Consider the following 11,957-nt stretch of genomic DNA (forward strand, 5'->3'; position numbering starts at 1 on the left):
ATCGTCCTATGGCTACGGAAGACGCGGTGCGTGAAGCACTGGCGACGGTGAACGACCCCGAGATCAACCGACCCATCACCGAACTGGGGATGGTCAAATCGGTGCAGATCGGTGCGGATGGCGTGGTCGCGGTCGCCGTGTACCTGACGGTCTCCGGCTGCCCGATGCGCGACACGATCACCCAGCGGGTGACAGAGGCGGTCTCGCGGGTCGAGGGCGTCACCGCGGTCGAGGTCGAGCTCGACGTGATGAGCGACGAACAGCGGCGCGAACTGGCGACCGCGCTGAAGGGCGGCACGGCTGAGCGCGAGGTGCCCTTCGCCCAGCCCGGCTCGCTGACCCGCGTGTACGCGGTGGCCTCCGGCAAGGGCGGCGTCGGCAAGTCCTCGGTCACCGTGAACCTGGCGGCGGCGATGGCCGCCGACGGGCTCAAGGTCGGTGTCGTGGACGCCGACATCTACGGCCACTCGGTGCCGCGCATGCTCGGCGCGGACGGCAAGCCGACCCAGGTCGAGAACATGATCATGCCGCCGTCCGCGCACGGCGTGAAGGTCATCTCCATCGGCATGTTCACCCCGGGCAACGCGCCGGTGGTCTGGCGCGGCCCGATGCTGCACCGCGCCCTCCAGCAGTTCCTGGCGGACGTGTACTGGGGCGACCTGGACGTCCTGCTCCTCGACCTCCCGCCGGGCACGGGCGACATCGCGATCTCCGTCGCGCAGCTCGTCCCGAACGCCGAGATCCTGGTCGTCACGACCCCGCAGCAGGCGGCGGCCGAGGTGGCCGAGCGCGCGGGCTCCATCGCCGTGCAGACCCACCAGAAGATCGTGGGTGTCGTCGAGAACATGTCGGGGCTGCCCTGCCCGCACTGCGGCGAGATGGTCGACGTGTTCGGCACGGGCGGCGGCCAGTCGGTGGCCGACGGGCTGACCCGCACCACCGGGGCGACCGTCCCGGTCCTCGGCTCCATCCCGATCGACGTCCGCCTCCGCGAGGGCGGCGACGAGGGCAAGCCGGTGGTCCTGACCGACCCCGACTCCCCCGCCGGCTCGGCCCTGCGCGCCATCGCGGGCAAGCTGGGCGGCCGCCAGCGCGGCCTGTCGGGCATGTCGCTGGGCATCACCCCGCGCAACAAGTTCTAGGACTTCCCCGCGAAGTTCCCGCGCTTCCCGTACTAAGGAGGGGGCGCCGTCCGTGCGGACGGCGCCCCCTTCCTCGTAGCGCCTGTCAGGGCCTCCCCTAGGCGTACGTCGCGATGTCCTTGATCATCGCGAAGCCCAGCCCGTACGCGCTCATTCCCCGGCCGTACGCGCCCACGTGGACGCCTTCCTGGGTGGAACCCGCGAGGACCCAGCCGAACTCGGACTCGCGGTAGTGGAAGGTCGTCGGGACGCCGTCCACGGGGAGGGACAGGGTGGACCAGTCCGGACCGTTCAGGTCGTCGGCCAGCACCCACGCGGTCTCGGTCTGCTGGTCCAGCCAGTCGTCGCGCCGGGCGTGGTCCATCTGGCCGGGCCAGGTGAAGGACAGCAGCCCCACACCGGCGAGCCACGCCGCCGAGGACACCGAGGTGGCCTCCAGCAGGCCCGTGCCGTCCGCGCTGCGGCGCACCGGGCTGGCGGCGACGGTGACCACCACCGCGAACCGCTCCTTGTCCTCGGTCGACTCACCGCGCACCGTCGGCTCGTCACCGTGCCCGATCGAACCGTGCTCGACGGCACCGTCCGCCGAGGTACCCACCTGCATCAGCCACCGCGGCCCCGTGAAGGCCTCGTCGAGGCCGTACCAGGGGAAGGGCGCCAGCAGGTAGCCGTCGACCGTACGCCGGGCGGAGGGGACCTGTTGTCCGCCCTCCGCGGCCGGCGCCTGCGCGCCTACCCGACTTGTCGTCTCCATCTGCCGGACGCCTCCTCGCTCTCGTCGGACCGGGTGGCCCGCCCCCCTCGGGCGTCCTTGTCGGTCCGCACAACAACTGGGCAGCATAGCCATACCGCTCCGAACAGCCGCGAAAGCGCCCGGCGCGTGGGGCGTGTGCGCGGCGGATTCGAGCCGCGCGGACAGGTCGGCAGACCGCGGACGAACACGTTCTCAGGCCGTGCGGGGCCGCGTTCCGAGGGCCCCCCGCGGGCAGGCGCGCGCGACCCGCGTGGGCCGTGGATCCCTGGCCGCGCACGGTTCGCGCGGCAGCCCGCCGTGGTACTCCGTACGGCCCAGCGGGGGCCGTACGGCTCAGGTGGCGTCGGCGTCGTAGGGCGGGCGCTCGTCCGCGGCGAGCTTCTCGCGCTTCTTCGTCATGTCGACGGAGCCACCGGCCGGGCCGGTGGAGGACGCGGAGGAGTCGGACTCGCGGCCGTGCACCGCGTCCGTGACCTCGGCCATCTCCTTCTTCAGGTCGAAGCCGTTACGGATCTCCTTGAGCCCCAGCTCGTCATTGTCCAGCTGCTTGCGGATGAACGTCTTGGGGTTGAGGTCCTCGAACTCGAAGTCCTTGAACTCCGGGCCGAGTTCATCGCGGATGTCCGCCTTGGCGCTCTCCGAGAACTCACGGATCTTGCGAATCGTGCGCGTGACGTCCTGAATCATCTTCGGGAGCTTCTCGGGACCGAAGACGAGCACGGCGAGGACGACGAGCGTCACCAGCTCGAAGATTCCTATGTCATTGAACACCTGGTAGCTCCTTGCGATGTCCTCGGTCCTCGGCCCTCGGGAGTCTTCCGTGGTCCGGGCCGGGTCCAACGGTACCCGGCCCGGACCTGTCCCGGGGCTTCCGACTTCCTCCGCACGGCCGGTTTTCCGCGTTGTTTGCCGTCCGGAGCTGCGACATCGCGCTCGGCTGTGAGGTTCGTGTCACTCCTGGGCCGTGTCTCACGGCTCAGTCGCCGCTCGCGGAACCGAGGACCAGGGTGACCGTCTTCTCCGCGCCGCCTCGCCGGAGCGTCAGCCGGAGCCGGTCGCCGGGACGGTGGGCGCGGGTCTTCACGATGAGTTCCTCGCCGGAGTGGACGCGCCGGCCGTCGACCTCGGTGATGACGTCGCCCGCCTTGATGCCCGCCTTCGCACCGGGACCGCCCGCGGTGACGGACGGACCGCCCCCGGCGGCCTTGGCGGTGACACGCGCGCCGTCGCCGTCGTACTCCATGTCGAGCGTGACACCGATCACAGGGTGGGTGGCCCTGCCGGTGTTGATCAGTTCTTCGGCGACGCGCTTGGCCTGGTTGACGGGGATGGCGAAGCCGAGCCCGATGGAACCGGCCTGACCGCTCCCCAGGCCGGAGCCGCTGTCGGCGGAGCGGATGGCGCTGTTGATGCCGATGACGCGGGCCCGCGTGTCGAGCAGGGGCCCGCCCGAGTTGCCGGGGTTGATGGGCGCGTCGGTCTGCAGGGCGTCCACATAGGAGACGTCGGTCCCGTCGCCCTTCTCGCCGCCCGCCGTGATGGGCCGCTCCTTGGCGCTGATGATCCCGGAGGTGACGGTGTTGGCGAGGTCGAAGGGCGCGCCGATGGCGACGACGGGGTCGCCGACCTGGACGTTGTCCGAGTTGCCCAGCGGCATCGGAGAGAGACCGCGGACGCCCGAGACCTTGACCACGGCGAGGTCGTAGCCGCTGTCGTGCCCGACGAGCTCGGCCTTCGCGGTCTCACCGCCGCTGAACGTCACGGATATCTCGCCGCTGCCGCCGGCCGGTTCGATCACGTGGTTGTTGGTGAGGATGTGTCCCTGGCCGTCGAGCACGAATCCGGTGCCGGTGCCCTCCTCCTCGCTTCCGCGCACATGGAGGGTGACGACGCTGGGCAGCGCGTGCGCCGCGATCCCGGCGACGCTGTCCGGGGCGCGCCCCGGGGCCTCCTTGGCGGCCTGCGGCAGCTCGACGTCCGTCAGCCCGCCGTTGCGCTCCAGATACGCCCCCGCGGCACCGCCCACTCCCCCGGACACCAGCGCGAGCGCGAGGGCGCCGAGCACCAGGGCCTTCCGGGTCCGCCTGCGCCGCTGCGCCGCGGTGGGCACGCCGACCCCGTTCTGCTGGAGGGGTCCGGGCGCGGCCCAGGGGTCGTAGTTCTGCCAGGGGTCGGGTGCGGCGGACTCGGCGGACGCGGCGGGCTCCGCTACGTGCGGGAAGCCCTGTCCGGCGGGCGCCGGGGGCGGCGCGTCCTGGGGCGCGGCGCCGAAGGGCGCGCTCTGGGGCGGGATTCCCCCGGTGAGGTGCGTTCCGTGGGCGGGGGTGGCCGCCTCCGCCCGGGAACCCGGCGCGTGCGCGCCCTGCGCCCGCGTGTCCTGCGTGAGGGCGGCCGCCGGGTGCTGGACCGGCGGGGCGGGCGCCCAGGGGCCTGGACGGCCGTAGGGCGGGGTGCTGTAGGGGTCGGGGGCGTGCAGGGGCTCGGGGCGCCGCGGGGCGGGCCGCTCCAGCTCGAAGTCGCCGTCGTCCGCGTCGCCGCCGTCGGCATCCTTGTCGAGGCCGACGGGGGAAGCGGACGCGGAAGAGGTGGAGGCCGCGCCTTCGGCCGGACCGGAAATCCCCGCGGGGCGGGCCAGCTCGAAGTCCCCGTCGCCGTCCCGGTCGCGGTCACCCTCCCCGGGAACGGGAGCTCCGCCCCCGGGCCCGGATTCGGCTCCCGTGCCCTGCGGCCGGGGCCGGCCCCACCACTTCGCCTTCGTGGGCTTGCCCTCGTCCATGCTCTCCCCACACCTGGCCCGCGGCACAACGCGCCGACGGTCACCGCAGACTTGTCGACCCCACACCCGTGATCCCCCGCGGGCGCGGCCCACCCCGGATTCAACCAGGTTCACGGGCCGCAGCGCAGAGGGCGGGGTCAGCGGGCGGTACGAGAGGTGGGGGACGAGGAGGAAGTGGGGGACGGTGTGGCGGCGGGGGCGGCGAGCAGCCCCGGAGTCGTGACGTCCTGGTCGGCGGGCCACGAGGTCAGCGCGAGCGGCTGGGCGTCGGTGAGCGGACGTATGAGTGGGGACATCGCGGCGGCACCGGCCACCACCGGTGTCGTCAGCGCGTGCATGGCCTCCTGGCCGCGGCCCGCCGGAGCGGGGACTCCGGGCAGCAGCGGGGCGGACACCTCGGTCGGCGCCACCGGACCATTGCCGAGCGCCCGCTCGCCCTGGGCGAGCAGCGGTCCGACGGACCGGCGGCGCTGGGACTCGGGAGTCGTGGCGGCCCCCGCGCCCTGGGAGCGTGACGGCGTCACATTGCTTCCGGTGCCGGATCCACCGCGGGCGTCCGCGGTGTCCCCCGGCATTCCGGTGGACACCCCGCCGAGCGCGACGGCGGCCAGCGACACCGCGCCCGCCGCGGCGAAGGCGAACCGCAGCCCGCGCGAGGCCGACCGCTCGGCCTCGTGACGGCTGACGTCATGGATACGGAAGCCGCGGCCCGGTGAGGACGGCAGTACATCGGTGTGCGGTCCGGCCGGCACGTACCCGAAGGGTTCGCCCCGCATTCCGAAGACGCCGGGCAGGCCGGTGCCCGCGGAGCCGCCGGGAAGTCCGGAGCCGAAGCTTCCTCCGCCGAGCCGCGAGCTGTCGGAGTCGCCTCCCCCGGGAAGCCCCTGGAGACGGGCCAGGAAGCTTTCGGAGGGGGGCGGCGGGGCCACTTCCGCGAAGACGTTCTTCAGTCGGCGCTGTGCGTCGGCCTCGGCCTTGCACTTCGCACAGGTGGCGAGGTGGGCTAGGACGCGGTCGCGCGACTCATGACCGAGCTCTCCGTCCACCAGGGCGGACAGCCGGTCTCCGAGGTGCTGCTCGGCAGGGGTAGGACGGGATCCACTCACGCGGTCGCGCCCCCTCCCCCCAGCACGGGCACACGGGCCGCGAACGAGCGTCGCTCGGCGCGGGCCTCGGGAGACCGGTGAGCCAGGGCTTTGCGCAGCTGGGAGCGGCCGCGGTGGATCCGGGAGCGGACCGTGCCGAGCTTGACGCCCAGGGTCGCGGCGATCTCCTCGTAGGACAGTCCCTCGATGTCGCAGAGGACGACGGCGGCACGGAACTCGGGTGCGAGGGTGTCCAGCGCCTGCTGGACGTCGGCGTCGAAGTGCGCGTCGTTGAAGACCTGCTGCGGGGAGGGCTCCCGGCTGGGCAGGCGCTCGGCCGCGTCGTCGCCGAGGGCGTCGAAGCGGATGCGCTGCTTGCGCCGCACCATGTCGAGGAAGAGGTTCGTGGTGATGCGGTGCAGCCAGCCCTCGAAGGTGCCGGGTGTGTACGTCGACAGCGAGCGGAAGACGCGGACGAAGACTTCCTGGGTGAGGTCCTCGGCGTCGTGCTGGTTGCCCGTGAGGCGGTAGGCGAGGCGGTAGACGCGGCCGCTGTGGGTGCTGACGATCTCCTCCCACGTGGGCGGAGTCCACGGCTGCGACTCCGCGTCGGTGGTGAACGTCGCGGTCTGCACAGGGGCAGCGGCGTGGGACTGGTCAGCGTTGTCGGTCACGGATTTCGGCTCACCGGCTGATCTGAGTAGGCGCCTCAGCACCCCTCCCCGATCCACAGGCGCAGCCGCACCTCCCCTGTCGGCTCTGGTGGTGTCCAGTGGAGCCCCTACCATAGCCACCTCGCCCGTTAGCTCCGGATAAGCGGTTTTACGGGAATTTGATACGGGCTCATATGGGTGCGTCAGCACCTGCCCGTGCTCCCGTCCCGTGTACTGGTCCATCGACTTCCCCCCGCTCGGTTCCCCCACCCCTCTAAACGCCCGGTCCCATCCGCGGGTTCCCAGCACCAACGGATACAGTCACGACCAGGCAACCACGGGGACAGGAGAGGGTCATTACCGGCAACCGGCAGACGAGCTGGGCGTTCGCCGACGCCTTTGTCGCCGAGGACGAGGCGGTGCGCTGGGCCCGGGACCGGGCCCGCGAGGCAGGCATGCGCTCGGTGTCGCCCGGCACGGGCGCCGCGCTGTGCCTGCTCGCCGCCACCGTGGACGCGAAAGCGGTCGCGGAGATCGGGACCGGGACCGGCGTCTCCGGGATTCATCTTCTGCACGGCATGCGGCCGGACGGGGTACTGACCACGGTGGATCCGGAGCCGGAGCGCCAGCAGTTCGCCCGCCAGGCCTTCCGCGCCGCCGGTTTCGCCAGCAATCGCGCCCGCTTCATCCCGGGCCGCGCGCTCGACGTCCTGCCCCGTCTCGCCGACGCCGGCTACGACCTCGTCTTCTGCGACGGCGACCGTCTGGAGTGCCTGGACTACCTCGCTGAATCGTTGCGCCTGCTGCGTCCGGGCGGGCTCGTCGTCTTCGAGGGCGTCTTCGCCGACGGCCGCACGGTGGACGCGGGACCGCAGCCCGCGGAAGTGAGCCGGCTGCGCGAACTGCTGCGCGCGGTGCGCGAGAGCCAGGAGCTGGTGCCCTCGCTCCTGCCGGTGGGCGACGGCCTGCTGTGCGCGGTCAAGCGCTGACCCGGCCGCCCGGACCGTTTCCCGTCGCACGCCGCTGACCAGGCCGTACGCCCCTTCCGGTGGCTGCCGGACAACCGGCGCGGCCGTCCCCGCGCCCCGGAAAGACAACTTCCCCGGCACCATGTGCGGTACCGGGGAAGCCGAAGAGGTATGGGCGCGTTCCGCGTCAGCCGACGACCTTCTTGAGGGCGTCGCCGAGCGCGTCCGCCTCGTCAGGGGTCAGCTCGACGACGAGCCGACCGCCGCCTTCGAGCGGAACGCGCATGACGATGCCCCGCCCCTCCTTGGTCACCTCGAGCGGGCCATCGCCCGTCCGCGGCTTCATGGCCGCCATGCTCGTTCCCCTTCCTGAAACCAGCTCATCGTCGCCGACGGCCCCCTCGGAGGGCACGCACGTCCTCTCATAGGACACACGTCACCGGCATCGAACACATTGCTTCCAGGCCATTATCCCGCATCTCAGGACCCGATGACCAACATCAGTCGGCATCGCTTGCGCAACGCGCTTGAGCAAAACCACTCAATTCGGCGATGTGGCTGCGATACTGCGCCGCCGCATGGACTTCCACGGCTCGGAATTCTTTGACGCAGGTCACATGTCGGCCCCGCGCCACCGCCGGTGATCTCCGCCATGCTGTCATCTGACGCAGGACGTACCGCCCGGTACGACGGAGCCGCGACACCGGAGGGGACCCACCATGGCCGACACCGTGCTCTACGAGGTGAGCGACGGACTCGCGACCATCACGCTGAACCGCCCCGAGGCGATGAACGCGATGAACACCGAGACCAAGGTCGCCTTCCGGGACGCGGCGCAGGCGGCCGCGTCGGACGACGCCGTGCGGGCGATCCTGCTGACCGCCGCCGGGGACCGGGCGTTCTGCGTCGGGCAGGACCTCAAGGAGCACATCGGGCTGCTGGCCGCCGACAAGCAGTCGGGGTCGGGCCGGACGATGAGCACCGTGCGCGAGCACTACAACCCCATCGTGCGGGCGCTGACCGGGGCCGCGAAGCCCGTGGTGGCCGGGGTCAACGGCGTCGCGGCCGGGGCCGGCTTCGGTTTCGCGCTCGCCGCGGACTATCGCGTCGTCGCCGACACGGCCGCCTTCAACACGTCCTTCGCCGGAGTCGCGCTGACCGCCGACTCGGGGATCTCCTGGACGCTGCCCCGGGTCATCGGCCCGAGCCGCGCCGCCGACCTGCTGCTCTTCCCGCGCAGCATCGGCGCGCAGGAGGCGTACGAGCTGGGTATCGCGAACCGGCTGGTTCCGTCCGCCGAACTGCATGCCGAGGCGGAGAAGGTGGCGCGGGCGCTGGCCTCGGGGCCGACGCTGGCGTACGCCGCGCTGAAGGAGTCCCTCGCGTTCGGACTCACCCACTCGCTGGACGAGACCCTGGAGAAGGAGGACGAGCTCCAGGCGCGGGCCGGCGCCTCCGAGGACCACACCATCGCGGTCCAGGCGTTCGTGAACAAGGAGAAGCCGAAGTACTTGGGACGCTGACGGTCCGGGAGCGGGCGCCGCGGCCGTCCGCGGCCGGTGGCGCGGCTCCCTGTGCCCCTCGTGGCCCGCGGCACCGCCCCTGTGCCCCTCTGGCCGGGCGCCGCTCCCCGCGCGTCCCCGTGGCCCTCGGCGCCGCTCCCCGCGTTCTCGGGAGGGTGCCGCCGATCACGGGGCGTCGCGCACCGCGCAGTCCACCAGATGGTCGTTCACCAGGCCGCACGCCTGCATCAGGGCGTACGCCGTCGTCGGGCCCACGAAGCGGATGCCGCGCTTCTTGAGGGCCTTGGAGAGGGCGGTCGACCCGTCGGTGACGGCCGGCACGTCCGAGAGCTTCGTCGGCGCCGGACGGGCGGCGGGGTCGGGGGCGAAGGACCAGATCAGCTCGTCCAGCTCGCCCGGTGACCAGTCGGCCAGCACGCGCGCGTTGGCGACGGTCGCGCGGATCTTGGCGCCGTTGCGGATGATCCCCGGGTCGGCGAGCAGGCGCTCCTCGTCGGCCTCCGTGAAGGTCGCGACCTTGGCGATCTCGAAGTCCGCGAAGGCCGCGCGGAAGCCGGACCGGCGGCGCAGGATGGTGATCCAGGACAGCCCCGACTGGAAGGCCTCCAGGCACAGGCGCTCGTAGAGGGCGTCGTCGCCGTGGACGGCCCGGCCCCACTCCTCGTCGTGGTAGGCCACGTAGTCCTCGGTGGACAGCGCCCAGGGGCAGCGCAGGGCGCCGTCGGGTCCGGCCAGCGCGTCGCTCACTGCCCGTCCTCCGGGTGCTTGCGCAGCGAGGTGGTGTGGCTCGCCGCGCGGGCACCGGCGAGCGCGGTCTCCAGGTCGGCGATCCGGGCGTCCCGCTCGCCGATCTCGGCGCCGAGCCGGCCGAGGGCGTCGTCGACGTCCGCCATGCGGTAGCCGCGCACGGCGACGGGGAAGCGCAGCGCGTCCACGTCACCGCGCTGCACCGGGCGGTCGTACGGCAGCGGATCCCGGAGGATCTCGGGCTCGGCGTCGGGAAGGGGGGTGCTCTCGCCGCCGCCCACCACGGACAGGGTGACCGCGGCGACCACGACGGCGAGCGCGACGACCAGGAACAAGAACATGAACATCGCTGAGGTCCCCACGCTCTGGTGCCGGCGCGGGTCGCGTCGGCGCGAAAGTACTGATGCTGACGAAAGCGGTCTGACGCTGCAAGTGTCAGGCTCCGATCGTGCCATGCGAGTCTGACAGTTAGGGTCGCAGGCGGCTCATCAGCGGCACTTACTGGGAGAGGTCATAGGGGATGCTCAGGCTGGGCAGGCGTGAATTCGACGCGCACGAACCGGTGATCATGGCGATCGTGAACCGGACCCCGGACTCCTTCTACGACCAAGGAGCCACCTTCCGCGACGAGCCCGCCCTCGCTCGCGTGGAGCAGGCGGTGTCCGAGGGCGCCGCCATCATCGACATCGGCGGGGTCAAGGCCGGGCCGGGCGAAGAGGTGACGGCCGAGGAGGAGGCGCGCCGGACGGTCGGCTTCGTCGCCGAGGTGCGCCGCCGCTTCCCCGACGTGATCATCAGCGTCGACACCTGGCGGCACGAGGTCGGCGAGGCGGTCTGCGAGGCCGGTGCCGATCTGCTCAACGACGCCTGGGGCGGGGTCGATCCGCGCCTGGCGGAGGTGGCCGCCCGCTACCGGGTGGGGCTGGTGTGCACGCACGCCGGGGAGTCGGAGCCGCGGACGCGCCCGCACCGGGTCGCGTACGACGACGTGATGGCCGACATCCTGCGGGTCACGCTCGGCCTGGCGGAGCGCGCGGTCGCCCTGGGGGTGCCCCGCGAGTCGGTGCTGATCGATCCCGGGCACGACTTCGGGAAGAACACCCGGCACAGCCTGGAGGCGACGCGGCGGCTGGGAGAGATGGTCTCCACGGGGTGGCCGGTTCTCGTCTCCCTCTCCAACAAGGACTTCGTGGGCGAGACGCTCGACAGGCCGGTCAAGGAGCGGGTCGTCGGGACCCTGGCGACGACCGCCGTCTCGGCGTGGCTGGGGGCGCAGGTGTACCGCGTCCACGAGGTCGCGGAGACGCGTCAGGTGCTGGACATGGTGGCGTCGATCGCCGGACACAGGCCGCCGGCGGTGGCCCGGCGGGGGCTGGCGTAGCGGACGGACCGCGCGAGGGCGCCGGGGCGGTGCGCGGGTCGCCATGAGCCCCCCCGTGGACGGGCAGCGGAGGGGCCGCCGTCTCAGCCCCTCCGCCGCCCGTCGTCAGTCCCTGCCCGGCCCGCGGCCGCTCCCCTGCCGAGGAGAGGCCGGACCGGGTGCTAGCGGCCGGCCTCCTTCGACACCAGCGCCACCGCCTCGTCCACGTCGTCCGTGAGGTGGAACAGGAGCAGGTCCTTCTCCGAGGCCTTGCCCTGGGCGATCAGGGTGTTCTTGAGCCAGTCGACGAGGCCGCCCCAGTACTCCGTGCCGAACAGCACGATGGGGAAGCGGGTGACTTTCTGGGTCTGGACCAGGGTGAGCGCCTCGAAGAGTTCGTCGAGGGTGCCGAGGCCGCCGGGCAGGACCACGAAGCCCTGCGCGTACTTCACGAACATCATTTTCCGGACGAAGAAGTACCGGAAGTTCAGGCCGATGTCGACGTACTGGTTCAGCCCCTGCTCGAAGGGGAGCTCGATGCCGAGGCCGACGGAGATGCCCTTGGCCTCGCAGGCGCCCTTGTTCGCCGCCTCCATGGCGCCCGGCCCACCGCCGGTGATGACGGCCCAGCCGGCCTCCACGAGCATGCGGCCGAGCTGTACGCCCGTCTCGTACTCCGGCGAGCCCGGCTTGGTCCTGGCCGAGCCGAACACGCTGATGGCAGGCGGCAGTTCGGCCAGGGTGCCGAAGCCCTCGATGAACTCCGACTGGATGCGCAGAACGCGCCAGGGGTCGGTGTGCACCCAGTCCGACGGGGCCCGCTCGTCCAGCAGCCGCTGATCCGTCGTGCTCGCCTGCACCTGATCCCGCCTGCGCAGCACCGGGCCCAGCCGCTGCTCCTCCGGTGGCCGCTTCTTGCCCTCCGGGTTGCCAGTAGCCATGTCCACTC

Annotated in this window: 13 protein-coding genes; 4 read left to right on the forward strand and 9 right to left on the reverse strand. The window is 72.1% G+C overall.

Annotation, left to right across the window (positions count from 1 at the left end; all coding sequences use genetic code 11):
* Positions 1–8 precede the first annotated feature (8 nt).
* The gene (locus OOK38_RS07585; RefSeq protein ID WP_266762443.1) at positions 9–1,142 is read left to right on the forward strand and encodes an Mrp/NBP35 family ATP-binding protein; all 1,134 of its coding nucleotides are present in this window, start codon (positions 9–11) and stop codon (positions 1,140–1,142) included.
* Positions 1,143–1,239: 97 nt separating this feature from the next.
* Here OOK38_RS07585 and OOK38_RS07590 read toward each other — a convergent pair whose 3' ends face one another.
* The 5 genes from OOK38_RS07590 to sigE all read right to left on the reverse strand — a co-directional run bounded on the left by OOK38_RS07590 (position 1,240) and on the right by sigE (position 6,473).
* Complete coding sequence (locus tag OOK38_RS07590; RefSeq protein WP_266762442.1) at positions 1,240–1,896, reverse strand: hypothetical protein; 657 nt, start codon at positions 1,894–1,896, stop codon at positions 1,240–1,242.
* A 333-nt stretch (positions 1,897–2,229) separates the two neighbouring features.
* On the reverse strand, positions 2,230–2,667 hold the full coding sequence (locus OOK38_RS07595) for a sec-independent translocase (protein WP_266762441.1): 438 nt from the start codon (positions 2,665–2,667) through the stop codon (positions 2,230–2,232).
* A gap of 205 nt (positions 2,668–2,872) precedes the next feature.
* Positions 2,873–4,672, reverse strand: a complete 1,800-nt coding sequence (locus tag OOK38_RS07600) for a S1C family serine protease (protein WP_266762439.1) — start codon at positions 4,670–4,672, stop codon at positions 2,873–2,875.
* A 137-nt stretch (positions 4,673–4,809) separates the two neighbouring features.
* On the reverse strand, positions 4,810–5,778 hold the full coding sequence (locus tag OOK38_RS07605) for an anti-sigma factor (RefSeq protein WP_266762437.1): 969 nt from the start codon (positions 5,776–5,778) through the stop codon (positions 4,810–4,812).
* Positions 5,775–6,473, reverse strand: a complete 699-nt coding sequence (sigE, locus tag OOK38_RS07610; RefSeq protein ID WP_266762435.1) for an RNA polymerase sigma factor SigE — start codon at positions 6,471–6,473, stop codon at positions 5,775–5,777. Before sigE ends, OOK38_RS07605 begins: the two co-directional genes overlap by 4 nt.
* Positions 6,474–6,865: 392 nt before the next feature.
* Between sigE and OOK38_RS07615 the strand changes: the two genes are divergently transcribed.
* Positions 6,866–7,399 (forward strand): O-methyltransferase, encoded by a 534-nt coding sequence (locus tag OOK38_RS07615; protein ID WP_266765840.1) that lies wholly within the window; start codon positions 6,866–6,868, stop codon positions 7,397–7,399.
* A gap of 166 nt (positions 7,400–7,565) precedes the next feature.
* On the opposite strand, the gene OOK38_RS07620 is transcribed toward OOK38_RS07615, so the two are convergent.
* Positions 7,566–7,733, reverse strand: coding sequence for a DUF3117 domain-containing protein (locus OOK38_RS07620; RefSeq protein WP_003966491.1), 168 nt, complete (start codon positions 7,731–7,733; stop codon positions 7,566–7,568).
* A 364-nt stretch (positions 7,734–8,097) separates the two neighbouring features.
* Here OOK38_RS07620 and OOK38_RS07625 point away from each other — a divergent pair, with 364 nt between their 5' ends.
* Positions 8,098–8,901: an enoyl-CoA hydratase/isomerase family protein gene (locus tag OOK38_RS07625; protein ID WP_266762433.1), complete on the forward strand. Its 804-nt coding sequence runs from the start codon at positions 8,098–8,100 to the stop codon at positions 8,899–8,901.
* A gap of 165 nt (positions 8,902–9,066) precedes the next feature.
* Here the strand turns inward: OOK38_RS07625 and OOK38_RS07630 are convergent, their stop codons facing one another.
* Together OOK38_RS07630 and OOK38_RS07635 are read right to left on the reverse strand one after the other, a co-directional pair.
* Entirely contained in the window at positions 9,067–9,648 is a 582-nt protein-coding gene (locus OOK38_RS07630) for a DNA-3-methyladenine glycosylase I (protein ID WP_323178789.1), read from the reverse strand.
* Complete coding sequence (locus OOK38_RS07635) at positions 9,645–9,995, reverse strand: DivIVA domain-containing protein (protein WP_266762431.1); 351 nt, start codon at positions 9,993–9,995, stop codon at positions 9,645–9,647. Before OOK38_RS07635 ends, OOK38_RS07630 begins: the two co-directional genes overlap by 4 nt.
* 173 nt (positions 9,996–10,168) lie before the next feature.
* Between OOK38_RS07635 and folP the strand changes: the two genes are divergently transcribed.
* Complete coding sequence (folP, locus tag OOK38_RS07640) at positions 10,169–11,029, forward strand: dihydropteroate synthase (protein ID WP_266762430.1); 861 nt, start codon at positions 10,169–10,171, stop codon at positions 11,027–11,029.
* A gap of 161 nt (positions 11,030–11,190) precedes the next feature.
* Here the strand turns inward: folP and OOK38_RS07645 are convergent, their stop codons facing one another.
* Positions 11,191–11,949 (reverse strand): TIGR00730 family Rossman fold protein, encoded by a 759-nt coding sequence (locus OOK38_RS07645; RefSeq protein ID WP_266762428.1) that lies wholly within the window; start codon positions 11,947–11,949, stop codon positions 11,191–11,193.
* Between the last annotated feature and the right edge of the window lie 8 nt (positions 11,950–11,957).

Source organism: Streptomyces sp. NBC_00568, assembly GCF_026341855.1.
In the GTDB taxonomy this organism is placed as follows: domain Bacteria; phylum Actinomycetota; class Actinomycetes; order Streptomycetales; family Streptomycetaceae; genus Streptomyces.

What these genes read in the sequence shown, in the direction of transcription:
- OOK38_RS07585 (WP_266762443.1), top strand. Translation starts at nt 9, where the DNA reads ATGGCTACGGAAGACGCGGTGCGTGAAGCACTGGCGACGGTGAACGAC.
- OOK38_RS07590 (WP_266762442.1), bottom strand. Translation starts at nt 1,896, where the DNA reads ATGGAGACGACAAGTCGGGTAGGCGCGCAGGCGCCGGCCGCGGAGGGC.
- OOK38_RS07600 (WP_266762439.1), bottom strand. Translation starts at nt 4,672, where the DNA reads ATGGACGAGGGCAAGCCCACGAAGGCGAAGTGGTGGGGCCGGCCCCGG.
- OOK38_RS07615 (WP_266765840.1), top strand. Translation starts at nt 6,866, where the DNA reads ATGCGCTCGGTGTCGCCCGGCACGGGCGCCGCGCTGTGCCTGCTCGCC.
- OOK38_RS07620 (WP_003966491.1), bottom strand. Translation starts at nt 7,733, where the DNA reads ATGGCGGCCATGAAGCCGCGGACGGGCGATGGCCCGCTCGAGGTGACC.
- OOK38_RS07625 (WP_266762433.1), top strand. Translation starts at nt 8,098, where the DNA reads ATGGCCGACACCGTGCTCTACGAGGTGAGCGACGGACTCGCGACCATC.
- OOK38_RS07635 (WP_266762431.1), bottom strand. Translation starts at nt 9,995, where the DNA reads ATGTTCATGTTCTTGTTCCTGGTCGTCGCGCTCGCCGTCGTGGTCGCC.
- folP (WP_266762430.1), top strand. Translation starts at nt 10,169, where the DNA reads ATGCTCAGGCTGGGCAGGCGTGAATTCGACGCGCACGAACCGGTGATC.
- OOK38_RS07645 (WP_266762428.1), bottom strand. Translation starts at nt 11,949, where the DNA reads ATGGCTACTGGCAACCCGGAGGGCAAGAAGCGGCCACCGGAGGAGCAG.